General features: G+C 72.6%; 12 protein-coding genes and 1 pseudogene. 11 read left to right on the top strand and 2 right to left on the bottom strand.

Annotation, left to right across the window (positions count from 1 at the left end; translation table 11 throughout):
- Nucleotides 1-634 precede the first annotated feature (634 nt).
- The 6 genes from WME96_RS44800 to WME96_RS44775 all read left to right on the top strand — a co-directional run bounded on the left by WME96_RS44800 (nucleotide 635) and on the right by WME96_RS44775 (nucleotide 11553).
- Nucleotides 635-2323: an ATP-binding protein gene (locus WME96_RS44800; protein WP_437287661.1), complete on the top strand. Its 1689-nt coding sequence runs from the start codon at nucleotides 635-637 to the stop codon at nucleotides 2321-2323.
- A complete protein-coding gene (locus WME96_RS44795; protein WP_437287660.1) occupies nucleotides 2320-7734 on the top strand; it encodes a hypothetical protein in 5415 nt (1804 codons plus the stop codon). The genes WME96_RS44800 and WME96_RS44795 overlap by 4 nt, the downstream gene beginning before the upstream one ends.
- A gap of 71 nt (nucleotides 7735-7805) precedes the next feature.
- A complete protein-coding gene (locus WME96_RS44790; RefSeq protein WP_437287659.1) occupies nucleotides 7806-8417 on the top strand; it encodes a DUF488 domain-containing protein in 612 nt (203 codons plus the stop codon).
- Between the two features lie 94 nt (nucleotides 8418-8511).
- On the top strand, nucleotides 8512-9198 hold the full coding sequence (locus WME96_RS44785) for a 16S rRNA (guanine(527)-N(7))-methyltransferase RsmG (protein WP_437287658.1): 687 nt from the start codon (nucleotides 8512-8514) through the stop codon (nucleotides 9196-9198).
- A 212-nt stretch (nucleotides 9199-9410) separates the two neighbouring features.
- A complete protein-coding gene (locus WME96_RS44780; RefSeq protein ID WP_437287657.1) occupies nucleotides 9411-10613 on the top strand; it encodes a hypothetical protein in 1203 nt (400 codons plus the stop codon).
- Nucleotides 10614-11088: 475 nt separating this feature from the next.
- Nucleotides 11089-11553: a hypothetical protein gene (locus tag WME96_RS44775; protein ID WP_437287656.1), complete on the top strand. Its 465-nt coding sequence runs from the start codon at nucleotides 11089-11091 to the stop codon at nucleotides 11551-11553.
- A gap of 51 nt (nucleotides 11554-11604) precedes the next feature.
- On the opposite strand, the gene WME96_RS44770 is transcribed toward WME96_RS44775, so the two are convergent.
- Nucleotides 11605-12534 (bottom strand): ketopantoate reductase family protein, encoded by a 930-nt coding sequence (locus tag WME96_RS44770; protein WP_437287655.1) that lies wholly within the window; start codon nucleotides 12532-12534, stop codon nucleotides 11605-11607.
- Between the two features lie 86 nt (nucleotides 12535-12620).
- On the opposite strand from WME96_RS44770, the gene WME96_RS44765 reads away from it, so the two are divergent.
- The 5 genes from WME96_RS44765 to WME96_RS44745 all read left to right on the top strand — a co-directional run bounded on the left by WME96_RS44765 (nucleotide 12621) and on the right by WME96_RS44745 (nucleotide 22889).
- Entirely contained in the window at nucleotides 12621-15344 is a 2724-nt protein-coding gene (locus tag WME96_RS44765) for an ATP-binding protein (RefSeq protein WP_437287654.1), read from the top strand.
- A 474-nt stretch (nucleotides 15345-15818) separates the two neighbouring features.
- On the top strand, nucleotides 15819-18359 hold the full coding sequence (nirB, locus tag WME96_RS44760; RefSeq protein WP_437287653.1) for a nitrite reductase large subunit NirB: 2541 nt from the start codon (nucleotides 15819-15821) through the stop codon (nucleotides 18357-18359).
- Nucleotides 18360-18439: 80 nt separating this feature from the next.
- Nucleotides 18440-18796 (top strand): nitrite reductase small subunit NirD, encoded by a 357-nt coding sequence (gene nirD / locus WME96_RS44755; RefSeq protein ID WP_437287652.1) that lies wholly within the window; start codon nucleotides 18440-18442, stop codon nucleotides 18794-18796.
- A 155-nt stretch (nucleotides 18797-18951) separates the two neighbouring features.
- Nucleotides 18952-20649, top strand: a complete 1698-nt coding sequence (locus WME96_RS44750) for a DmsC/YnfH family molybdoenzyme membrane anchor subunit (RefSeq protein WP_437287651.1) — start codon at nucleotides 18952-18954, stop codon at nucleotides 20647-20649.
- A complete protein-coding gene (locus WME96_RS44745) occupies nucleotides 20649-22889 on the top strand; it encodes a molybdopterin oxidoreductase family protein (protein ID WP_437287650.1) in 2241 nt (746 codons plus the stop codon). Before WME96_RS44750 ends, WME96_RS44745 begins: the two co-directional genes overlap by 1 nt.
- Before the next feature lie 153 nt (nucleotides 22890-23042).
- On the opposite strand, the pseudogene WME96_RS44740 reads toward WME96_RS44745, so the two are convergent.
- Nucleotides 23043-23471: pseudogene (locus WME96_RS44740) on the bottom strand (hypothetical protein); the annotation flags it as partial.
- Between the last annotated feature and the right edge of the window lie 1469 nt (nucleotides 23472-24940).

Raw genomic sequence — 24940 nt, 5'->3', positions numbered from 1 at the left:
CATCATGGCGATTCACGGCGAGGTGAATCGCGTACGGAGGTGTTTCGACTTACGTGGACAGGCGGTGGAGGGCAGGTCGTGAGAGGTGCGGCGCCGGGGGCGAGGTGTTCATGTCACGACAGGTTCGTGACGACGAGGCAGCGGACCCGGGAGGTTCTCGACCTCCTCACGCGCTGAACTGCTTTGCTTTACGGAACCAGAGGCAACGCGCCGGATGAACTCGCCGTGAAGCGAATCGAGGTCCTCGCCGCGTCGTTCGGTCTGCCGGTCTCATTTCGAGATGGAGGACGATCTCGGTATCGAGCAGGACGAGCCCGGTTGTGAGAGATCTGTGATCGCCTCGTCGAACTCCTCGTCATCTCGCGCAGCGCGAAGCTCAGGCGCTGGACCTACCTTGAGGAGCGCGAACATCAACCGATGGCCCGGAAGCCAGCGAGATCCGCGAGCCTACCTCCTCGCCCCCTGTCCAGAACTCCACCTCTCCCGCACGGATCCGACCCCTCCGGCGCCCGCGTACCCCTTCAGATCTCCGCACCGCCGTGTGATAGCCTCGCAGAGCGCCATGGCCCCCTACCGCTCCTTCCGAGAGGACCGTGCCCCGGCCCCGGCCCCGCCCCCAGGGCCGGTGGCCGACATGGTGCAGCAGTTCGCCGACCCGTACGCCTTCCTCCGCGAGCTCGTTCAGAACGGCATGGACGCGGGCGCGCGGAAGATCACGGTGCGCATCGAGATGCTGCCCGGCGCGTGCGCCACCTCCGTCACCGACGACGGGAGCGGCATGAGCCGCGAGGACATCGAGGGACCGCTGCTCACCCTCTTCAACTCGTCGAAGGAAGGCGACGCGAGCAAGATCGGTAAGTACGGCGTCGGCTTCGTCTCCGTGTTCGCCGTCCAGCCGGAGCACGTCGACGTGGAGACGTGGCGCGACGGACAGGCATGGCTCCTCCGCCTGCGCAGCGACACGAGCTACGAGCTCGAGGACGCCGGCCCCCGCGAGGGCAGCGGCACGCGGGTCACCCTGCTCCAGCGGCTCGGCCGGGTCCGCGAACGCCGCCACGCGCAGCGCGCGCAGGCCGCGCTCCGACGCTGGTGCCGGCACGCTCAGTGCGAGATCGCCCTCAGCATCGCCGACCACGAGGGCGACCCGCGGACGAGCGTCGTGCGCATCGACACCCCGCTCTCCATCGCGGCGCCCGTCTCCGTCACCGCCTCAGAGGACGACACCACCTTCGTCGTCGGGCCCTCCGCCGGCGCACAGCACCTCGATCCGCCCGCCGCCGAAAGCGGCGCCGCCGCCGAGCACGGGCAGAGCTTCGCCGGCTTCTACAACCGCGGGCTCACCCTGTTCGAGACCGCAGACGAGCTGTTCAGCGGCCTCTCGGGCGTGCGGTTCAAGGTGATGAGCCCGCGCCTCCAGCACACCCTGAGCCGCGACAACGTGCGCCGCGACGACGCCTTCTGGGAGGCGATCGCCCGCGTGCGCGAGCTCGTCAAGGGGCCGCTCCGGCGCGAGCTCGCCGCGCGCCTGCCGCAGGCCGCCGCGGCAGCGGCCGCCGGCGCGGGCGCCGCCGCGTACGTGGCGATGCTCGAGGCGGCGCTGACGCCGCCGACCGCGCTCGATCCGGACGAGATCCCGTTCCCGCTCGCGAGCCCCGTCGAGGGCGACCGGACGCGCGCCGGCCTGCGGGCGCTCGCGCCGGGGCGCGCGCCGCTGCTCGTCGCCGCGCGGTCCGACGCGCTGACCGAGGCGATGGCGCAGAGCGGCCTGCCCGTCGTGCTGTGCAACCACCCCGCCACCGGCACGCTGCTCCAGCGGTGCTTCCCGGCCGCGCGCATCGAGGAGGCGCGCGCCGCGTACCTGCTCGTGCGCGAGGAGCCGGAGAGCGCCCGCGAGGGCGACGCGGCGCTGCTCCGCGTCGTCGCCGAGGCGCTCGCCCGCGCCCGGCACCGGGTCGCCCGGGTGAGCCTCTGCCAGATCGAGGGCGCCCTCCGCCAGCGCGGCGCGATCCTCCTGCCCGGCCGCGGCGAGCGCAGCGCGCCCCACCGGAGCTGCCACGCCGCGCGCGACGTGGTGCGGCGCGCGGCGCGCTTCCGGCCCGGCAACGCCCTCTACCTCAACGTCGCCAGCGACACCGTGGCGCTCGCGCGCAGGCGCGCCGCCGTCGACCCCGTGACCGCCGGCAACCTGCTCGCCCGCGCGCTGCTGGTCGAGGCCAAGGGGCCGCTCGATCCGGCCGACAGCGACCGGCTCCTCGACCTCGCCGCGACCCCGCCGCCGCTCCCGGCGGGTCAGGGCGGCGCGCCGAGGGGGCTCCGGCGGTGAGCCGCGTCGTCGCCCGCGGCGCGATCCGCGTCGATGCCCGCCGCGCCGTCCAGAAGCTCCGGGAGCACCTGCTCGTCGACCTGGACCTCTACCTGCTCGAGCTCGTCCGCGCCGCCGCCGCCGGCGGCGCGACGCAGATCGACCTCCGCCACGACGCGGACGACGTCGCGCTGACCTTCGACGGGGAGCCGCTCGACGCGCCCGTCCTGGCGCGCCTCCTCGACCACGTGCTCAACGCCGCGCCCGACGCCGCGTCGCGGCGGCTCCGCCTGCTCGCGCTCGGCGTGAACGCGGCGCTCGGGCTGCGCCCGGCGCGCGTCGACCTGATCACGACGGGCCGCGGCCCGTCGGGCGAGGCCTCCGAGGGCACCTGCACGCGCGTGCGCTTCACGCCCGCCCTGCTCGAGGCGCCCGACGAGGCGTTCGCGCCGGCCGCCGCCCCGGCCTGCGACGAGGTGCCGAGGCCGCCGGGGATGCCCGCCGCCGGCATGCGCATCGAGGTGCGGCGGCGGCTCGGCTGGTCGGTGCTGCGGCGGGCGATCACGGGCGACACGCCGCCGGAGATCGCCCACCTCGCCGCGGCCACCGACGACTTCCCGATCCCGATCACGCTCGCGGGCGAGCCGCTCCGCCGCGAGCTCCCGGGCAGCCCCCCCGCGGTGCTCGTGCGCGTGCCGTTCCACGTGCGCGGCGCGCGGCGCGCGGCGCTGGAGGTCCTCGCGCCCCCCGAGGCCGCGCAGGGCGCAGGCCTCCCGGCGCCCCTCCCGGCTCCCGCCGCCGCGCCCGGCGCTGCGCCGCTCTCCGCGCGGGGCTCCGCGCCCCAGTCGGCTCCCCGCTCTGCGCCGCGCTCCTCACCCGTCTCCACGCCGCTCCCCACGCCGCTCTCCGACCCCGCCTCCACCCCCCTCTCCGGCCTGCCCGCCGTCGACTACCTCGAGCACGGCGTGCTGCTCGTCCGCGAGCGGTGGAGCTTCGCCCCGCGGTTCCCCTCGGCGCCCTACCAGGGCGTCGAGCTCCCGGTCCGCGTCGTCGTCGACGCGGACGAGCTGCCCACCAACGCGTCGCGCTCGGCGCTGCGCGAGGACGCCCCGCTCGGCGCGCGCCTCCGCGAGGCGGCGGCCGCCGCGCTGCTCGACGCCCTCCGGGCGCTCTCCGCGATCGTCTGCGGCCAGGGCGAGGTCCCCGAGGGCACGCTCGTCCTCGGCGACGACCGCGGGCTGCTCGAGGACGCGCTCGGGGCCTTCGCGTGCGTCGCGACCGGCGCGGTCCGCGCAGGCGGCGCGGTGCCCGCCGAGGTGCGCGCCGTGCGCGAGCTCCCGCTGCTCCGCAACGGGCGCGGGCGCGGGCGGCCGCTCTCGCTCGCGGCGCTCGACGCGCGCGACGCGTCGCCCCTGTTCCTCTGGCGCGGCGACAAGGCGCTCCCGGAGGAGCTCTCGCCCTGGGCCGACGACGTGGTCCGGTGCCGCGGGGGCCTCGTCGAGCGCGCGCTCGCGGGGCTCCCGCTCGCCGACGCCGGGGCGATGGTCGAGCAGGCGAAGCTCGGCGCCGAGCGCCGCAGGGCGTTCCTCCGGCACGCGCCCGGCGAGCCCGTCGTTCCGCCCGCCCCCGAGCACGCGCTCCGCGCCGCCTTCCGCGTGGACGAGGGGCCGCTCGCCGGGCTGCGCGGCGAGCTCGCCGTCTTCGCGGACGACCTCAAGGCGCGGCGCAGGGCCGAGGTCCGGGTGTTCGTGGAGCGGCGGCACCTCGAGACCGTGGACCTCGACCCGGCCGCCGTCCCCCTGCCCGTCGAGATCGCGCTCGCGTGGGACGGGCGCGTGCGGCCGCGCTTCTCGTACGACGGCGTGGAGCGCGACGAGCGCTTCTGGCGCGCGGTGCGCCACGCCCTCCACGTCGCCCTCGCCGCGGCCGACGCCGAGGCGCGGCGGCTCTTCGGGCCGAGGACCGCGCCGCCGGGCGCCCCGCTGCCCCCGGCGCCGCCCGACGGCGAGCTCGCCCGCCTGAGGCCCGCGCTGCGCGCCGCGATCGGCGCGCTGTTCTGCGCCCCGCAGCGCCTCGGCGCGCCCCAGGCCGAGCAGGGCGGCGGCGCGGCGCCGCGCCGCGGCGAAGACCTCGCGCCGTCGGCCTTCCAGGGCCTGCTGGAGGCGCGGATCTGGCCCATGCTCACGACGGACCGGTTCATGAGCCTGAAGGGGCTCGCCGCATTCGCCCGGGCGGCGGGCGGCCTCTGCGTCGCACCGCCCGACGCGCGGGGGCGCGCGGCCGACCGGCGGCCGGTGCTCGCCGCCACGCAGCGCGAGCTCGACTGGCTCGCCGCCGCGCTCCCGGACTGCCCGCTGGTCTCCTACACCCCGGGGCTCTTCACCGAGGAAGAGCTCGCGGCGCGTGAACCGGCGCGGCGCCGCGCGCTCGCGGCGTCCCTCGAGAAGCTCGCCGCGCCCCGCGCCGCCGGCGCGCCCGTCCTCGAGGTGGCCGGCGACGGCTTCCTCGCGCTCGCCACGCCGAGCGACGCGGCCCTGGAGGCGTGGCACCACGCGTCGCAGCCGCTCGCCACCCTGGAGGCCGCGCCGCTGCTCGGCCGTGTCGCCGTCGCGATCGACCACGACACCGCCGTGCCGGGCAGGGCCTGGAGCGGCCTGCTGTCGCCGCGCAACGAGGCCGCCGTCCACGAGGTCGAGCGCGCGCTCTGCGAGGCGCTCGTGGCCGCGCTGGAGGGCGACGCCGCGGCGCGCGCCCGGCTCGGGCTCGAGGGCGACCCGCTCCGCGAGCGCGATCGGCGAGCGCGCGCCCGCGTGATCACCTACCTCCTCGACTGCGCGCGGGCCCTCGCGCTGCGCGCCCGGAGGAGCGCGCCGCTCGACGCGGCCCTCGACGAGCTGGCGGCGCGCATCCGGCGCCTGCCGCTGCTCGTCATGCTCGACGAGCGCGGCCAGGAGGCGGCTTGCTCGCTCGAGACCCTCGAAAGGAATCACCCGGCGCCCGCGCCGATCCCTGTGCTCGAGGCGGCGCCCGGCTTCGCGACGTTCTCCTGGCACCCCATCCTCCTCCGCGAGGCGTGGGAGCGCGACGCCCTGTCGCGGTGGGCCGGCGGCCGCGTCCTCCCCGCGAGCGGCGGGGTGCCGGGGCGGCGGCGGCGCGCCGCCGCAGAGCAGGAGCGCCGCGCCGCAGCCGCGCACGAGGGCCGAGCCGCAGCCGAGAGGTCGCAGCAAGAGCGCGGGCACGTCGTGAGCGACGCGCGCGACTCACGCGGCGCACGCGACTCGCGCGCCCCGCTCGCGCTGCCGGGCGTGCCGCCGCACCCGCTGCTCCGGGTGAGCATCGCGGCGCTGGGCGTCCAGGGGCTCGAGGGCGAGCTCGAGATCGTCGAGGGGCCGGCGTCGGATGTCCGCCTCGTCGGCCCCGACGGCGCCGAGCGGCGCCTGGAGGTGGAGCTCCCGATCCCGCTGCGCGTCCTCGCGCGCGCCGCCGCCGCGGACCCGCCGAGCGACGAGGTGCGCGCGCTGCTGGCGCGCCTCGCCAAGGCCGCGGGGCGCCGCCTGCTCTCGCTTGCGCCGCGCTTCGACGAGCTGCCGCCGTTCGCCCGGAGCCACACGCGCCGCGCCGTCCTGAGGACGCTGGCCCAGGGCAAGCGCGTCGTCGCGGACGCGGCGAGCGCGCCGCTGTTCCACGACCTCGACGGGAACCTCTTCTCGCTCGACGACCTCCGGCGCGACCCGCTGGCCGAGTGGCTGTGCACCGCCACGCCCCCGCCCTACCCGAAGCAGCGCTACGGCCGCCCGGTGCTCGCGCTGAGCAGGCCCGAGCGGCTGCAGCTCGCGACGGCCGTGCTCGTGAAGGACATCACCGACGCCGTCGCGCGCGACCGGGCGACCGAGGAGCGCCTCGCCGCGCCGCCGCTCGACGCCGTCGGCCTCGGCGCCGACGCGCGCGCGGCGTGCCTCGCGGTGTTCCCCTTCGCGCCGGAGGCCGGCGCGAAGGAGGGCGCGCCGGCCGCGTACGGCGAGATCGGCCTGCTCGCCCCGGAGCACGCCGCCGCGGCGGGGATCGCGGTGCACGTCGGGCGCCGCCCGCTCTGCGCGCTCGACGCCGGCGAGGGGTGGCCGCTCTGCGCGGCGATCAACGACGACGCGCTCGAGCCGAACCGCGCCTTCGACGGCCTCAAGGCGGGCGCCGACGCCGCGCGGCTCCGTCAGGCGGTGCGCGACGCCGCCGCGCGGTGGCTGCGCGCGCGGCTCGCCCCGCCCGAGGACGCGCTCGCGACCCGGTGGATCGACGTCGCCACCACCTGGCATCGCCCGCTGCTCGTGACCGGCGCGCTCTGGCTGCCCGCGCGGTGGCCCCGCGCGCCGCGGGTGCTCGTCGCCGCGCCCTCCGCGGAGATCCTCGGCGAGGGCGCCGCGCGCGACGCCTTCACGCCGCGCGCGCTGCGCACCGGGAGCGCCGCCGGCGGGCTCTTCGGCGAGCTCGCGCCGGTCGAGGGCCTGCTCCTCGTCTGGCCGCCGCACGACGCGCGCTGGGACGCCGTCGCGGAGATCGCCATGGAAGCAGCCGCCTCGATGGCGGCCGAGCTCTCGGACGAGGCCGCCGCCGCGCCGTACCTGTGGAACCTGCACCTGCTCGGCCGCCTCTCCGGCGGCAAGCTCGCCGCGCGGACCGCCGCCGGGGAGAGCGTCGGCCCGGCGGAGATCCGCGCCGAGCTCTCCGCGACGGGCTGCGTGTGGATCACCGACCGCCGCGGCAGCGCGGACGGCGATTTCCCCGAGGGGACGCCGGCGTTCGTGCTGCTCGACGACGGCTCGCCGCTCGTCGAGGTGCTGCGCCACCGCGCCGCCCGCGGCGCGCTGCGCGAGCTCGGCGCCCCCGCAGCGCCGCCGGCCCCGGCGGAGGCGATCGCGACCGGGGACGAGCCCGTCTCCGGGGAGGTCGGGGCGGCCGGGGACGCGCCGGCCGCGGCGGCCGACGGCGCCCCCGCGGCCGGCGCCCCCGCGGCGGCGCCTGCGGACGCGCCGCCCGAATCGAGCCGCGCGCGGGCCTGGGTGGGCGCGCTGTGGCGCAGCGTCCGCGGCCTCATCGGCGGCGCCGCGCCCGAGCGGCAGGACGTGTCGGCCGGCAGCCCGCTCGCGGTGGCGCTCCGCGAGGTCCTCGTCGAGATGGGCCTGGAGGGCTCCCCGGTCCGCGCCGTCGTCGAGAGCCGCACCGGCAGGCCGGTCCGCTACGACGCGGGCCGCGGTCACATCGTCATCAACACCGAGCACGAGGCGCTCGCGTGGCTCCGCGCCCGCCGCGCGCCCGATCCCGCCGCGGTCGCGTTGCTCGCGGCCGCCGCCGTCGGCGAGGTGAACCGAGCCCTCCAGTCGGTCACCGACGCCGAGGAGCGCCGCGCGCTCGATCACCTGCTGCGCTCGATGGGTTAGCCGCCGCGACCTCCGAGCTGCCTCCACGGGGGCCGTTGCCCCCCGCCCGTCCGAGCGCAAAGCTCTCTCCCGTGGACACCGTCTTCACCGTCGGCCACGGCACCCGCAGCGTGGAGGAGCTCGTCGAGCTGCTCGGCGAGGGCCCGGCCGACACGCTGGTCGACGTCCGGCGGTTCCCCGGCTCGACCCGGTCACCGCACCTCGCGCGCGCCGCGCTCGCCGAGGCGCTGCCGCCGCTCGGGGTGACCTACGTCTTCCGCGGCGACACCCTGGGCGGCCGGCGGACCGGCCGCGACGACTCACCGCACCTCGCCTGGGACAACCCGAGCTTCCGGGCCTACGCCGATCACATGGATACCGACGCCTTCCAGCGCGCGCTCTCCGAGCTCGTGGCGGAGGCCCGGGCCGGCCGCCGCATGGCCGTCATGTGCGCCGAGACGCTCTGGTGGCGCTGCCACCGCCGCCTCATCGCCGACGCCCTCGTCGCGCGCGGGCTCGCGGTCGTCCACCTGATCGGCCCCGGCGCCCGGGCCCCGCACGCGTTGAACCCAGCCGCCCGGCCCGACGGCGCGGGCCGCCTGATCTACGACGTCGGCGCCCAGCGCGCGCTGCCGCTCGGCGGCCCGGCCGCCGCGCCCGCGCAGGCGCCGGGCGGCCGCGCCCGCCCGCGCCGCGCGCGGTGATCCCGCCTCCCCGCTCCCCGCCCGCCGGTTCGAATCCGACCACCCGCCCGCCGCCGGGTACATGCGCGCCGGGTCCTGTGCTCCACTGCCGGGCATGAGCCTGGGCGACGCAGCACAGATGACCGAGAAGATCGCCACGGTGCTCGCCGGCCGCGAGCCGAGCCTCCCCGCCCGCGCCGGCGAGGCCCTCGCGCGCTGGCTCGAGCTCGTGGCCGTCTGGAACGCCAAGGTCGATCTGACAGCGGCCCGGAACCCCGACGAGCTCGCCGATCTCATGCTCGCCGACGCGCGGCTCCTCTCGGAGCACGTGCCCGAGGGGCGGCGCGTGGTCGACGTCGGCACGGGGGCCGGCGCGCCGGGACTGCCGCTCGCGCTGCTGAGGCCGGACCTCGACGTGACGCTCGTCGAGCCGCTGCAGAAGCGCGTGGCCTTCCTCCGCACGGCGCTGGGCACCCTCGTCCAGCAAGGCGTGCTCCCGAGGGCCCCCAGGGTCGAGCGCGCGCGCGGCGAGGACCTCGTGCGCGCAGGGAGGTCGTTCGACGTGGCGATCTCCCGCGCGACCCTGGCGCCCGACGCGTGGCTGCCCCTCGGCGCCGCGCTCACGGAGCGAGCCCCCGCCGACCGCCGCGAGGTCTGGGTCCTGCTCGCGCGCGACGAGCCGCCGGCGCACGCCGGATGGGCGCCCGCGATCGACCTCCGGTATCGATGGCCGCTCACCGGCGCGGAGCGGCGGGCAGTGAGGTATCTGCCAGACCACCATGATCGCCTGACCGCCGCCTAGGGTAATGCCTGAATAATATCGAAACTCGTACGATTACCGTCTTGTTGACGGTCTGAAACGGAGTGCCGTCCGCTTTCACGGAGGCTCGACACCGAGCGCTCCGCTGCTCGTCCGGTATGGCGGAGCAGCAGCGATTCCGTTACTGTCCGGAAATCACATGAAGGCGCGCCCTACGTGGGCAGGGCCTCCTGGCTCGGGAGACAGTGATGAAAGTGCAACGCATTTCGGCGATCTTGCTCACCTCGGTCGCGTTCTCTGCAGGCTTCATTGGTTGCGGCGACGATGAACCGCCTGCCGGCTCTGGAGGGGCGGGCGGCTCGTCGAGCTCGACCTCGAGCTCGAGCTCGAGCTCGAGCAGGGCGGTCAGCACGGGCAGCAGCGGCGGGGAGGCGGAGTACCTGGGCACCCCGTGCACGGAGGACGCCGAGTGCGGCCCGGATGGGTTCTGCGTCCCGGAGTCGGCCGAGGAGGGTGGCCCCTCGGGCGGGTACTGCACGACCGCGTGCTCGGATGACGGCGACTGCGAGGGCGAGGGCAGCGCCTGCCTCAATGGCATGTGTTACCTGGGCTGCTTCATGGGCGAGCCCAGGATCACGAGCCTCGACGCGGAGCTCGACCCGTTCAAGTGCCAGGGCCGCGACGAGCTGCGCTGTGAAGAGGTGGAGGCCGGCTTGACGGTCTGCACGCCGAACTGCGGCTCCGACAGCCAGTGCCCCGGCCGCGCCTGCGATCCCAAGTCGAACCTCTGCGTCGACACGCCCAACCCCGGTCTGCCGATGGGCGCCGCGTGCGACGGCGACGCCGAGGAGGACCCGTGCGCCGGCTGGTGTGTGGGCTTCCCCGGCGAGGTCACCGCGTGCACCCAGTTCTGCGGATTCGGCGGCGATCTGCTCGACTCCGACTGCGGCGGGCTCGAGAACGGCATCTGCCTGTACCAGTTCGCGGAGGAGGTCGGCGCCGGTGATTTCGGCGCCTGCACCAGGGCGTGCACGGCGCACGACGATTGCTTGCTGCCGAGCGCCCGCTGCGTGTCCTTCGGTCTCCCGGAGAACGGCTTCTGCATCTTCGAGTCGACGGAGTGCGAGGACGACTCCGATTGCGAAGATCCGGACGCGTGCACCGAGACGCCCGATGGCTTCTTCTGCCTCGATCCGGAGTTCCCGCTGAGCAACGGCGGCGAGGGCGGCGCGGGCGGCGCGGGCGGCGCGGGCGGCGCGGGCGGCGCGGGCGGCGGCGACACGGGCGGCGGCGGCACGGGCGGTGAGGGCGGCGCTGGCACCACGACCAGCACCACCACGACCAGCTCCGCCACGACCAGCTCCGCCACGACCAGCTCCGCCGCGGGCGGCACCGGCGGTGCGGGCGGCGCAGGCGGCGCCGGCGCGGGCGGCGCGGGCGGCACGGGCGGCGCCTGACCGCTGCGTCCCACGACAGGGCCTCTTCTCACCTCGAGCTCCACGGGTTGACACGAGGCCCCTCGCTCCCTCCTCAACCCCCTCCCTCCTCGACCCCCTCCTGCCAGGGCCCGACACGCCGGGCCACCTCTCCACGGCTCCCCAGGCCGTGACTCCCTGGCCCTCGATTCACACCTCACCCGCGACGGAAGAGATCGCCGACGCCGCGAGAGCGACGGAACAGGAATCCGGCCCCTTCGCTCCTCGGGCGCCCGGGCAGCGGCGACGGCGCCCGTGCTGCCGGTCCGTAGATCCACGCCCAGGACGCGCTCGCGCGCGGCTCCGATCACGTCAAAGCACGAGGCGCGCCGTCCCAGGCGGGGCAGTTCGCCACACGATCGCCCGGCGCAGCGCGCTGGTCGCGCCGCCGCAGGCATCGAATCCGGGAGCGTCGCGCCGGCACCCCGCTTGCTCAGGCGCCGGGCTGGAGGACCGCATGAACAAGCTCGCTCTCTTCACCTCGGCCGCCGTCATGGCGGTCTCGACGCTGGCGTTCACCGGGACGGCGCAGGCCCAGGAGCGGACGCGCGACACGGTCACGATCACCGACTCCGTGCCGAACCGCGGGCTCATCTGGAGCGGCGTCGCCGTGCTCGGCACCACCTACGGTATCTCGACCGTGGTGGCGACGTTCAGCGACAAGCCGGCGGACCGCGCGCTCTGGGTGCCGATCGCGGGGCCCTGGATCGACCTCGGGACACGCGGCAAGTGCGGCGGACAGGAGTGCAACGCCGAGACGACGAACAAGGTGCTGCTCGTCGCCGACGGGCTCGGCCAGGCCATCGGCGCGCTGCAGATCCTGAGCGGCTTCATCTTCCCGGCGAAGCGCACGGTGACCGAGGTGGGGAGCGTGCAGATCATCCCCATGGGCAAGGGCATCGCCGCCAGGACGGTGTTCTGAGGTGAGATGCGATTCGAGCACCGGTCCTGGCGCCCGCCGTGGACGCGCCGTCTATCCGGCGACGGACGACGCCTTCGCGCGCGGCGAAAGGCCGCGGACGAGCGCCGCGAGCGTGCCCAGCACCGGGGTGTCGACCCCGGCCCGGCGCCCGCGCTCGACCACGGCGCCTTGAAGGATATCGACCTCCGTCGCGCGGCCGGCGCGCACGTCCTGGAGCATCGACGGCTCGGTGAGCGGGAACTCCGCGCGCGTGAGCGCGATCATCGCGTCCGCGGTCTCGACCGGGATCTCCGCTCCTTCGGCGCGCGCGACCGCGATCACCTCGAGCATCGCCTGCCGGGCGAGGTCCTCCATCCGCTCCACGACCACGCCGGCGCGCTGATCGGTCAGCGCGCAGATCGCATTGAACGGGGCGTTCCAGACCATCTTCTCCCAGAGCATGGCGCGGTGGCTCGACGACCGGCGGACCGGTATGCCCGCGCGCTCGAGCAGCGCCGCGACCGCCTCGACCCGCGGCTCCTGTCCAGGACGATAGGTCGCCAGGCCGGCGCGCGTCGGCGCGAGCGTCTCGATCGCGCCGGGGCCGCTGAGCCCCGCCGACATGTACGCGATCGAGGCGATCACGCGCGCGTCGCCGACCTCCCGAGCGACCGCGTCCTCCGAGTCGAGGCCATTCAGCAGGGGCAGCACCAGGCCGTCGTCGGCGAGCAGCCCGGGCAGCCGCGCGCTCACGTCGGTAAGCGAAGGCCATTTCACGGCGACGATCACGAGACCGAACGGCCCGCGCGCCCCGTCGAGATCGACGACGCGGAGCGGCGGCGTGCGCACCTCGCCGGCCGGCGTGCGGAGGACGAGCCCGCGCGACCGCATCGCCTCGGCGTGCGCGCCGCGCGCGACGAACGTGACATCCTCCCCCGCCAGGGTGAGCCGCGCCCCGAAATAACCGCCCACCGCGCCCGCGCCGACAATGAGGATCCGCATCGGCGGCGACCATAGCATGCTCGACCCGCACGACAGAGGACCGACATGTGGCCATCAGCGCGGATTGCGGATATGCAGGAGGCCAGATGCTTAGGCCGGACGCCCCCACCGTGGCTCACGCCGCCGGCATGAACACCGACGCCCACCCGAGCGCGACGCTGGAAGCCGAGCAGCTTCAGCTGCTCATCGACGCCCTGCCGGTGCTCATCTCGTATATCGATAACGACGAGCGCTACGGCATCATCAACCGGGCCTACGAGCGCTGGTTCGGGGAAGATCGCAGCGCGCTCGTCGGCCGGCAGGTGCGCGAGGTGATCGGCGACGCGGCCTACGCCGGCGTGAAGCCCCACGTCGCCGCGGTGCTCGCCGGACAGGCGCAAGACTTCGAGTCGCGGCTCATCTACCGGAAGGGCGGCAAGCGCCACGTCCGCGTCCAGTACATCCCGCACCTCGGCGCGAGCGGCGAGGTGCGGGGCTTCTTCGCGCTCATCTCGGACATCGGCGACATGAAGCGCGGCGAGGAGACGCGGCGGTTCCTCTCCGACGCCACGGCCCTGCTCGATCCGGTGCTCGACCAGGACGCGATCTACAGGAGCATGGCCGAATTCGCGGTCACCTCGGTCGCGGACTGGTGCGCCGTCCACACGCTCGAGCCGGACGGCTCCGCCCGCGTGCGGGTCATCGCGCACGCCGATCCGGCGAAGGCCGAGCTCGCCGCCAGGCTGGCCCAGCGCGGCCGGATCCCGCCGGAGCCCACGACGCCGCTGCACGAGGTGCTCCACGGCGGCCCCGGCCGGCTCCTGCCCGACCTCGCGGACAGCCTGTCCGCCGCCGGCGCCCCCGACGGCGAGCTCCTCGCCCTCGTCCGCGCGCTCGGCCAGGGCTCCGCGCTGGTCGTGCCCGTCCGCGGCGAGGAGCGCGTGTTCGCGGCGCTCACGCTCTCGTCCGCCGGCTGGGGCCGCGTCTACGACGCCGCCGACCTCGCCTTCGCCGAGGAGCTCGCGCGGCGCATCGGGCTCGCCGTGCAGCGCATGCGCCTCTACGACATGGCCCGCGACGCCGAGGCCGAGGCGCGGCGGCGCTTCCTGGCCGAGCAGGAGGCGCGCCGGGCCGCCGAGCGCGCCGCGCACCGCATGGCCGGCCTCCAGAGCATCACCGCGGCGCTGGCCGACGCGCTCACCAGCGAGGCGGTGGCCGAGGTCGTGATCGACCAGGGCATCGCCGCCGCGGGCGCGTACGCCGGGGCCATCGTCGTGACGGTCGGCGACGAGCTCGAGTGCCTCAAGGCGGTCGGCTACCGGAGCGACGTCCTCGAGCGCTTCCGGCGCATGCCCCTGTCCGGCGAGCTGCCGATCCCCGACGCCCTCCGGACCGGCGCCCCCGTCTGGCTGCGCTCGCGCAAGGAGATGGCCGCGCGCTACCCGGATTTCGGGGCCAGCGTGCTGACGCCCACGACCGCGTCGCTCTGCTGTCTCCCGCTCGTGGTCCAGGACCGGCCGATCGGCGTGCTCGGGCTGAGCTTCGCCGACCCGCACCCCTTCGACCAGGAAGAGCAGGAGTTCCTCGTCGCGATGTCGGGCCAGTGCGCGCAGGCGCTGGAGCGCGCCCGGCTCCACGAGGAGCGCGCCGCCATCGTCGAGCGCGAGCGGCGCGTGGCGCTCGAGAACGCCCGCCTCTACCGCGAGGCCCACGAGGCGGACCGGCGCAAGGACGAGTTCATCGCGATGCTCTCGCACGAGCTCCGCAACCCGCTCGCGCCGATCACCACGGGCCTCGAGCTCCTGCGCATGAACTCGACCGAGCGCGCCGAGCGCGACGACGGCCAGATCCTGTCGACCATCGAGCGGCAGGTGAAGACGATCGTGCGGCTCGTCGATGACCTGCTCGACGTCTCCCGGATCACGCGCGGCAAGATCGAGCTGAAGCGGGCGCGGCTCGACGTCGGCGCCGTGGTCGAGGCGGCGATCGAGTCCGTCCGGCCGCTGCTCCTCCAGCGCCGGCACGAGCTCGTCGTGTCGGTGGAGCCGGCGGTCCTCGTGGACGGCGACCGGGTGCGCATCGAGCAGATCGTCGTCAACCTGCTCACCAACGCGATCAAGTACACGAACCCGGGCGGCCGCGTCTCGGTCTCCTGCAAGGCGAGCGGCGGCGACGCGTGGCTCCGGGTGACCGACACAGGCGTCGGCATCCCCGCCGAGCTGCTCCCGCGCGTCTTCGAGCCGTTCATGCAGGCGAGGCGCACGCTCGACCGCTCGCAGGGGGGCCTCGGCATCGGGCTCACGCTGGTCAAGCGGCTGACCGAGCTGCACGGCGGGCGCGTCGAGGCCGTGAGCGCCGGCCCCGGCGAGGGCACCGCCATCAGCGTCTGGCTCCCGCTCGCGGGCGCGTCCGTGGAGAGCTCCGCGCCGCCGACGCCCCAGATCCCGCGCTCCGCGGCCGGCGCCCTCCGCGTCCTCCTCGTCGACGACAACGTCGACGCCGCCGAGGGCCTCCGGCGCATCCTCCAGCTCCACGGCCACACGGTCTCGATGGCGCACGACGGCCCGGCGGCCCTCGAGGCGGCACGCGCGGGGGCGCTGGATCTGGTCCTGCTCGACATCGGCCTGCCCGGGATGGACGGCTACGAGGTCGTCCGTCGCCTGCGCGCCGACCCTCAGCACCGTGGCTCCTACATCGCCGCCGTGTCGGGCTACGGTCAGGACCAGGACCGCCGCCGCTCGCGCGAGGCCGGCTTCGACGCCCACCTGACCAAGCCGGTCGCGGCCGATCAGCTCCTCGCGCTCGTGGACCGGGCGACTGCCCGCGGCTGACCGGCGCCGGGCCGCGGCGTGCTTCCGACCGCGCCGGCCCCACACCGGAGGCCCGCCGGAGATCCGTCCGGAATTTGATGGGAGCGCTCATTTCCACCGCCGAGTCCACCGTCCGCCCGCCCGCGCCGCCGGTTTTTTCACATGTGCAAGGCATTGAGCGCGGACCATGAAACACCAGTGAAACAGACGTCCCTGGAATCGAGGAAAACGCCTGTTTCCCTTCATTGGCGCTGTCGCGTTTGTCCTTGAATGAGGGCCGCGTTCGCTCGCGGATGAACGCGAAACACGCGTGAAACAGGGGCAATGTCCCGGCTCGAGAGCGGGAGTGGCCGCACAATTTATTCTTGCGAAACAGTTGGGAAACAGAGCCCACAGTACACACTTTCCTGTCCGAGACTGCGGCCGGCGCCTCGCTCGGACGGCAGTGCGGCAGTGACGGTGAGAAGGACTCACCGGGTCCCAAAGGTGGGTTGCATGAGCAAGAAGAAGGACCTCCTCGTCATCGGCAACGGCATGGTCGGGCACAAGTTCATCGAGAACATGGTTCTCGGTGGTTTTCTGCGCGACTGGAACATCATCACCTTCTGCGAGGAGCCGCGGCTTGCCTATGACCGCGTGAACCTGTCCGCCTTCTTCAACGGCAAAACGGCCGATGACCTGTCGATGGTGAAGCCCGGACTCTACGAGGAGGCGGGCATCCAGGTGCATCTCGGCGACAAGGCCGTCTCCATCGATCGGCGGAAGAAGGCGGTGACCTCGGCGAAGGGGAAGACTGTCTATTACGACAAGCTCATCCTCGCCACCGGCTCGTATCCGTTCGTCCCGCCGATCAAGGGCAAGGACACGAAGGGCTGCTTCGTTTACCGCACCATCGAGGACCTCGAGGCCATGGCGGCCCACGCGAAGTCCGCGAAGGTCGGCACCGTCATCGGCGGCGGCCTGCTCGGCCTCGAGGCGGCGAACGCGCTCAAGAACATGGGCCTCGAGGTCCACGTCGTGGAGTTCGCCCCGCGCCTCATGGCTCTCCAGGTGGACGAGGCCGGCGGCGCGATCCTCCGCCAGAAGATCGAGTCGCTCGGCGTCCACGTGCACACGAACACGTCGACCACGGAGATCGTCGCCGAGCACGGCCGCGTGGCCCGGATGCTCTTCGCCGACCAGACCGACCTCGCGACCGACATGATCGTCTTCTCCGCCGGCATCCGCCCGCGGGACGAGCTCGCGCGCGCGAGCGACCTCGCGATCGGGAGCCGCGGCGGCGTCGTGATCAACGACCGCTGTCAGACGTCCGATCCGGACATCTACGCGATCGGCGAGTGCGCCAGCTACAACAACCAGCTCTACGGGCTCGTGGCGCCCGGCTACCACATGGCCAGGGTCGCGGCCGACGCCCTCACCGGCGGCAAGGAGACCTTCGGCGGCTTCGACATGAGCACGAAGCTCAAGCTGATGGGCGTCGACGTCGCGAGCTTCGGCGACGCGTTCGGGGCGCAGCCGGGCGCGCGCGTGGTCAGCTTCATGAGCGGGGCGACGAACGTCTACAAGAAGCTCGTCGTCAGCGCGGACGGCAAGCACCTGCTCGGCGGCATCCTGGTCGGCGACGCGGCGAACTACGGGCAGCTCCTCCAGCTCGTGCAGAACAAGATCGTCCTCCCGCCGAACCCGGAGGACCTCATCGTCGCGCAGCGCGACGGCGCGAAGCCGGCGGGCTTCGGCGTCGAGTCGCTCCCCGACACCGCGCAGATCTGCTCGTGCCTCAACGTCACGAAGGGGGCGATCTGCTCGGCGATCTGCGACGACAAGCTCACCACGCTCGCCGGCATCAAGGGGCACACGAAGGCGGGCACCGGCTGCGGGTCGTGCACCACGCTGATCACCGACATCCTGAAGAAGGAGCTCAAGAAGGCCGGCGTCGCGGTGACGAACTACCTCTGCGAGCACTTCAACTACTCGCGGCAGGAGCTCTATCACCTCGTCCGGGTCCACGCGATCAAGACCTTCGACGACCTGATCGAGCGCCACGGCAAGGGCAAGGGCTGCGAGATCTGCAAGCCGGCGGTGGCGTCGATCCTCGCCTCGACGTGGAACGAGCACATCCTGAACAAGAAGCACCTCCCGCTGCAGGACACGAACGATCGGTTCATGGCCAACGTGCAGCGGGACGGCACTTACTCGGTGGTGCCGCGCGTGGCGGCCGGCGAGATCACGCCGGATCAGCTCATCGCCATCGGGCAGGTCGCGAAGAAGTACAACCTCTACTCGAAGATCACGGGCGGCCAGCGGGTCGACCTGTTCGGCGCGCGGCTCGAGCAGCTCCCCGACATCTGGCGCGAGCTCATCGCCGCCGGCTTCGAGTCGGGGCACGCCTACGGCAAGGCGCTCCGCACCGTGAAGTCGTGCGTGGGCAGCACCTGGTGCCGCTACGGCGTGCAGGACTCGGTGGGCTTCGCGGTCGCGGTCGAGAACCGCTACAAGGGCCTGCGCAGCCCGCACAAGCTGAAGTCCGCGGTCTCCGGCTGCGCGCGCGAGTGCGCCGAGGCGCAGAGCAAGGACTTCGGCATCATCGCCACGGAGAAGGGCTACAACCTCTATCTCTGCGGCAACGGCGGGATGAAGCCGCAGCACGCGCAGCTCTTCGCCGCGGACCTCGATGAGGCGACGCTCATCAAGTACCTCGACCGGTTCCTGATGTTCTACATCCGCACGGCGGACCGGCTCCAGCGCACGGCCACCTGGTTCAACAACCTCGAGGGCGGCATGGAGTACCTCCGCCAGGTCGTCATCGAGGACTCGCTCGGGATCTGCGAGGAGCTGGAGAAGGAGATGGCCCACCTCATCGCGACGTACGAGTGCGAGTGGAAGGCCGCGGTCTCCGATCCCGAGAAGCTGAAGCAGTTCCGCCCGTTCGTGAACGCGGGGGAGCCCGACCGGAGCATCGTCTTCGTCGCCGAGCGGGCGCAGCACCGCCCGGCGGCCTGGAAAGAGAAGTCGAACCTCGTCGAGGAGATGCTCTGACCGCGGGCGACGGGCCTTTTCCTGGAGGAATCGACATGAGCGAGCTGCAGCAATCTTCGAACGCGCGTCGGAGCGAAGTCATGACACAGGGATGGATCGAGGTCTGCGGGGTCGACGACATCATCCCGAACACCGGGGTGTGCGCGCTCGTGGGCGCGCGCCAGATCGCGGTGGTCCGGGTCGGCGAGGGCGAGGAGATCTACGCCGTCAGCAACTTCGACCCGTTCAGCAAGGCGTTCGTCATCTCGCGCGGGATCGTCGGGGACAAGGGGGGCGTCCCGAAGATCGCGTCGCCCATCTACAAGCAGAACTTCGATCTGCGCACGGGGCAGTGCCTGGACGACCCGAGCGTGCGCATCCCGGTGTACCCCGTCCGGGTCCGGGGCGGGCGCGTCGAGGTCCAGGCCACGGCGCTCCCGTTCACGGCCGCGAGCTGATCGCATGAGCCGGCGGGGCCGCGTCATCTTCCTTCTCGCCGCGGGCGCGCCGCCGCTGCCGGCGCGTCTTTTGGAGCTCTCCGGGCTGGGTTTCCGCGCCGGGTAGACAGGGACGGTCAATGAGCGTTGCTAAGGTATCGGACACCCATTTTCACTTGCCCATCGTCAACTCGTCTCCGAAGATCCAGGACAGCAACAAGAGCCTGTTGCAATCGCTCCTGGCCGACCAGCAGAAGCTCACGGCGGTCGAGAAGTTCTCCAGGATGCACGAGGAGCACGCGCTCCCGGCCCAGTCCAAGTACTACCGCGACCTGATCCCCTTCGAGAAGCCGAAGCCGGGGCAGCAGTACGCCTTCGAGGTCGACCTCGACGCCTGCACGGCGTGCAAGGCGTGCGTCACCGCGTGCCACAGCCTGAACGGCCTCGACGAGGACGAGGTGTGGCGCTCGGTCGGCCTGCTCCACGGCGGCACGCCGCAGGCGCCCGCGCAGCAGAGCGTGACCACGGCGTGCCACCATTGCCTCGACCCCGCCTGCATGTCGGGGTGCCCGGTGAAGGCCTACGAGAAGGACCCGATCACCGGCATCGTCAAGCACCTCGATGACCAGTGCATCGGCTGCCAGTACTGCATCCTGATGTGCCCCTACGACGCTCCGAAGTTCAACGCGGAGCGGGGGATCGTGCGCAAGTGCGACATGTGCAGCGATCGGCTGGCCAACGACGAGGCCCCGGCGTGCGTGCAGTCGTGCCCGAACGGCGCCATCCGCATCACGGTGGTCGAGCAGGCGCAGGCGGTGCAGGAGAGCCAGACGAACGTCTTTTTGCCGGGTGCGGCGGCGCCGGAGTACACGATCCCGACGACCACCTACAAGACGAACAAGTCGCTCCCGCGCAACATGCTGCCTGCGGACTTCTACCAGGTGAGCCGGGAGCACTCTCACCCTCCGCTCGTCGCCATGCTCGTGCTGACGCAGCTCTCGGTGGGCGCGTTCTGCGTGAGCCTGGCCCTGAACGAGCTCCTCGGCGAGCAGGCGACCCGGGGTTTCGGCGGCCACAGCGCCGTCTTCGCGCTCGTCTTCGGGCTCGCCGCGCTCGGGGCGAGCCTCCTTCACCTGGGGCGCCCGCAGTTCGCGTTCCGGGCCTTGCTGGGGCTCAAGACGTCGTGGCTCAGCCGGGAGATCCTCGGCTTCTCGCTCTTCGCGGGCGCCGGCACGCTCTACGCCGCCTCGTTCTGGGTGCCGTCGATCCCGGCGCTCTCGGCGCTGCCGATCCCGCTCGCGGAGCTGCAGGCGCCGCTGTCCTATGCGGTCGCGCTGAGCGGGATGCTGGGCGTCTTCTGCTCGGTGATGGTGTACGCCGCGACGCAGCGGGAGCACTGGCGCGGAGCGCTGACGGGCTTCAAGTTCGCGAGCACGGCGGCCGTGCTCGGGAGCTCGACGGTGCTGATGGTCGCGCTGCTCTCGAGCCGCGAGCACGCGGCGCTGCTCCTCACCGGCGGCTTCCGCGCGCTGAGCGCGTTCCTGTGCGTGTCGATGGCGCTCAAGCTGATCGTGGAGCTCTCGATGTTCCGGCACCTCCGCAAGCGGAGCCACTCGACGCTGAAGCGGAGCGCGATCTTGATGGCGGGTGAGCTGAAGGGCGCGACGGGCTGGCGCTTCGCGTGCGGGGCGCTCGGCGGCATCGCCCTGCCGGCGCTCAGCCTGTTCGCGGCGCCGAACAGCGGCGTGAGCTCGGAAGCGCTGATGGCGATGGCGGTCGTGGCGTTCCTGTTCTGCCTCTCGGGGGAGTTCCTCGAGCGGTATCTCTTCTTCGCAGCCGCCCCGGCCTCGAAGATGCCCGGAGGGCTCTCCTGATGTCCACGAGCGAAGCAAAGAAGACGTCGTCCCCGGAGCGCAAGCCGGCCGACAACCTGCTCTTGCAGCGCAACGGCCCGCTGACGCGCGAGCTGCTGCTCGCGCCCGGCGAGTTCGGCCTCGGGCGGGTGCCCGCGCGGCTGAAGCCCGATCAGACGACCACGGTGGTGTGCGGCTTCTGCTCGACCGGGTGCGGGCTGAACGTGCACCTCAAGGACGGCGAGGCGATCAACCTCTCGCCGAACACCGACTATCCCGTGAACCTGGGGATGGCGTGCCCGAAGGGCTGGGAGGCGCTCACGCCGCTCAAGGCGAGCGACCGCGCCACCGCGCCGCTGCTGCGGAACGCCCGCGGGAAGCTCGAGCGCGTCGAGTGGGACGTCGCGCTCCGCACGTTCGTCGACAGGTTCAAGGCGATCCAGGAGGCGCACGGCAAGGAGTCGGTCGCCTTCATCAGCACCGGGCAGATCGTCACCGAGGAGATGGCGTTCCTGGGTGCGCTCGCGAAGTTCGGGATGGGCATGCTGCACGGGGACGGCAACACCCGGCAGTGCATGGCGACGTCGGTGGTCGCCTACAAGGAGTCGTTCGGCTTCGACGCGCCGCCGTACACGTACCGTGATTTCGAGGAGTCCGACGTCGTGGTGCTCGTCGGCTCGAACCTGTGCATCGCGCACCCGATCATGTGGGAGCGGCTGTGCAAGAACAAGAATCGCCCCGCGATCGTCGTCGTGGATCCGCGCAAGACCGAGACGGCGATGGCGGCGACGGCGCACTACGCGCTCAAGCCGAAGTCGGATCTGACGCTGTTCTACGGCATCGCGCGCATCCTCATCCAGCGGGGTTGGATCGACGAGGACTACATCCGCGAGCACACGGTCGATTTCGAGGCGTTCAAGGCGCACGTCGAGGACTTCACGCCGGCGCGGGTCGCCGCGGCGACGGGGCTCAGCGAGGAGCAGCTCACGGCGTTCGCGGAGACGATCCACAACGGAAAGCGGGTGTCGTTCTGGTGGACGATGGGGGTCAACCAGAGCCACGAGGGCGTGCGGGTCGCGCAGGCGATCATCAACCTCGCGCTGATGACGGGGAACATCGGCCGTCCCGGCACGGGGGCGAACTCCATCACGGGCCAGTGCAACGCGATGGGCTCGCGGATGTTCAGCAACACGACGGGCCTGTTCGCCGGCCACGACTTCACGAAGGAGGAGCACCGGAAGAAGATCGCCGGGATCCTCGGCGTCCCGGAGGAGGTCATCCCGACGCGGAACAGCCTGGCGTACGATCAGATCATCGAAGGCATCTTGAAGGGGAAGATCAAGGGCCTCTGGATCATCGCGACGAACCCGGCGCACTCGTGGATCAACCAGGAGGACCTGCACGAGCTGCTCGGCCGCCTGGAGTTCCTCGTGGTGCAGGACATGTACGCCACCACGGAGACGACGGAGCGCGCGCACCTCGTGCTGCCGGCGGCCTCGTGGGCCGAGAAGGAGGGCACGTTCATCAACTCGGAGCGGCGCATCGGCCTGGTCAAGAAGGTGGCGCGGGCGCCGGGGCAGGCGCTGGCTGACTTTCACATCTTCCAGCTCGTCGCGCAGTACTGGGGGTGCGGCGATCTGTTCAAGGAGTGGAAGAGCCCGGAGGCTGTCTTCCAGATCATGAAGCGGCTCTCGAAGGGGCAGCCGTGCGACATCACGGGCATCGAGGGCTACGCGATGATCGACGAGCGGGGCGGCATCCAGTGGCCGTTCCCCGAGGGGGCGACGTTCGCGTCGAACGAGCGGCGGCTGTTCGAGGACGGGCAGTATTACCGGCCGGACCAGAAGGCGAAGTTCGCGTTCCAGGCGCCCCGGCAGCTCCCGGAGCCGACGGACGAGCAGTACCCGTTCACGCTGCTCACGGGGCGCGGGAGCTCGAGCCAGTGGCACACGCAGACGCGGACCAAGAAGAGCGCGGTGCTGCAGCGGCTGTATCCGAAGGAGATCTACGTGGAGATCAGCCCGGTCGACGCGAGGAAGATCGGGATCGAGATGAATGAGTGGGTCGTCATCGCGTCGCGGCGCGCGGACATCAAGGCGCGGGCGTTCGTCACGAACTCGGTGAAGCCGGGGGAGATCTTCATCCCGATGCACTACGAGATCACGAACAAGCTGACGTTTCCGGCGTTCGATCAGTACTCGCGGCAGCCTTCGTACAAGGCGTGCGCGGTCAAGGTGAGGCGGGAAGAGGACCGGGGCTGAAGCTGGGGGGCTGAGCTGGACGGGCCCAGGTTCGGGCGGAGCTGTTACGAAGACACGGCGAGAGCCGTGTCTTCTTTCTTTGTGACCTGCGCGTCTCGGGTGGACGAGACGGCAGCGGGGTGCCCCTGGGTCCGCAGGGGTCGAGGCGGTCGTTCAGGAGCCGTTCGTGGCGAGGAGCTCCCGGGCGTCGTTGATGACCGCGGCCCGGCGGATCCAGAGGTCCAGCTCGGTGAGGTCGGTGCTCGCGAGGACGCGCTCCCGCACCTCGGCGGGGATCTCCAGCCCGCGGGCCTCGAGCACGACGAGCACGGCCTGCGCCTTGCCCTCCGCCCTTCCCTTCGCCGCGTAGCTGCGCGCGAATTCACTCTGAAACTCGTATCCGGCCTTCATCATCGCCTCCAACGTCCGCCTCGCCGCTGCGTTCAGCGAGGATAGCACCAGATCCCCGTACAAGGCGCGCCGCTCCTGATCGAGCCCGGCTGCCGCCGCCAGGAACGCCATGCCGATCGCCTCCCCGGCCTCCTCCTGCCCGTGCGCCATGGCCGACAGCACGACCACCTCGGGCGCCGCCTTCGCCTGCTCGTCTAGTGTTGAAAACCCATCGAGACAGCTGCGGAACCGGGCTTGCCCGGGTTCGCGTTCAGATCGCCAGCGCCTCCGCCGTCCCCAGGGATGCCGAACTTGATTGGAGAATCGGGTTCGACGTTGGGGCCCAGGTCGGCCGTATGTGCCACAGCGAGCGAGTGTCCTCCGTGGCCTCCACCGCCCCGGCCGCCGTTGCCGCCTTTCCCGCCATCGCCGCCGCGGCAGCCTGGCTGCGACCCTGCTCTGTTGTCCCCGCCAATGCCGCCGTACCCGCCCACGCCGCCATACTGGCCGTTTCCGCCTCGCCCGCCGTTCCCACCCCGGCCCGTGGTGATGCTGGTCTTACTCACGCGAACGCTGGAGTGATAAGACAGAATTCCGATGCTGGATCCGCCTGGACCGCCGCCTTTCCCGGGCTTGCCGCCGCAGCCACCAGCTCCGCCGGAACCGCCAGAAGCGCCGCCCTGCGCCGGGCCCGCGCCGCAGAACATGGCCCCGCCGCGGGAGCCACCCCCACCGCCTCCGCCATAGCCGCGCTGCCCAGCTTGGCCGTCTTCGCCCGCGGTGCCTTCCAGGCCCGCGTCGCTGAGTCTTCCTGGCCCTGAAGCACCATTGCCGTTCGCGCCGTCATCACCCGCAAGGCCGCCCCGCCCCTCTGTGCAAGACATGACGGCTTGCCCGATTCCACCCAAGCCGTGGCCCATCGGGTTGGTGACCGGCAGAGGACCGCCATTTTCGCCGTCACCGCCATCGCCCTTTGTTCCGATGCCCCCCATCCCTCCCGACGAGACGCCATCGTCGCACGACGTCGTGACCCGCGCCCCTCCCGTCACCGTACCGGCAGAGCACGCCATGGCTCCCGGGTTCCCTGGTGCCCCCTCTTGTCCTGGTTCAGCGCCTCCATCCGCGCCAGTGGAACCATCTGCGCCGTTCCCGGCGACGATCTCGCTCAGGCGCACGTCGACGGTCACCCCCGGCAAGGCGCGCATGGCGATGGCAGAGCCACCCGGCACGGTCGCGTCTTGCGCGACCATCCGCATCCTCGTAAGCGTCGTGGACACGGTGTTCTCGGGCGCGGGCTCGGCCGCCTCGTTCACTACGGTGACAGGGATCAGGTTCGGTCCCGGCGAAATCGTGGTGAGCTCGCCAAGCGGATGTAGAGGCCAGTGTCCACGGGGATCACGGCAGTTGAGCCCGCCCCACACCTCCATGCCTGCGGGCACACGCACTTCGACGTTGAACGTGTCAGCGCATACGTACACCCGCATCCCACGATCGCGTGCGAGCTCGAATGCACGTGCAAAGGTCGCCACCGGTTTGTCGCGCGTGCCCGGACGATCATCACGGCCGTCCGTTCGCAAGTACACACCATCGCAGTCGACCGCGCGGTCAGGAATGCCGGGATCTGCGTTGCAGGCCACCACCGGTGCGCACGTGAGGGTCTCTTCGCAGGGCTCCCATGTACC

The organism is Sorangium sp. So ce406 (assembly GCF_051474675.1).
Classification (GTDB): Bacteria; Myxococcota_A; Polyangia; order Polyangiales; family Polyangiaceae; genus Sorangium; species Sorangium cellulosum_G.
Note: the sequence above shows the minus strand (reverse complement) of the source record. Positions and strands in the feature narration are given on the sequence as shown.

Excerpts from the sequence above, each read along its gene's own strand:
- WME96_RS44770 (WP_437287655.1), bottom strand. The coding sequence starts at position 12,534 with ATGCGGATCCTCATTGTCGGCGCGGGCGCGGTGGGCGGTTATTTCGGG.
- WME96_RS44775 (WP_437287656.1), top strand. The coding sequence starts at position 11,089 with ATGAACAAGCTCGCTCTCTTCACCTCGGCCGCCGTCATGGCGGTCTCG.
- WME96_RS44745 (WP_437287650.1), top strand. The coding sequence starts at position 20,649 with ATGTCCACGAGCGAAGCAAAGAAGACGTCGTCCCCGGAGCGCAAGCCG.
- nirB (WP_437287653.1), top strand. The coding sequence starts at position 15,819 with ATGAGCAAGAAGAAGGACCTCCTCGTCATCGGCAACGGCATGGTCGGG.
- WME96_RS44765 (WP_437287654.1), top strand. The coding sequence starts at position 12,621 with ATGCTTAGGCCGGACGCCCCCACCGTGGCTCACGCCGCCGGCATGAAC.
- WME96_RS44785 (WP_437287658.1), top strand. The coding sequence starts at position 8,512 with ATGAGCCTGGGCGACGCAGCACAGATGACCGAGAAGATCGCCACGGTG.
- WME96_RS44800 (WP_437287661.1), top strand. The coding sequence starts at position 635 with ATGGTGCAGCAGTTCGCCGACCCGTACGCCTTCCTCCGCGAGCTCGTT.
- nirD (WP_437287652.1), top strand. The coding sequence starts at position 18,440 with ATGACACAGGGATGGATCGAGGTCTGCGGGGTCGACGACATCATCCCG.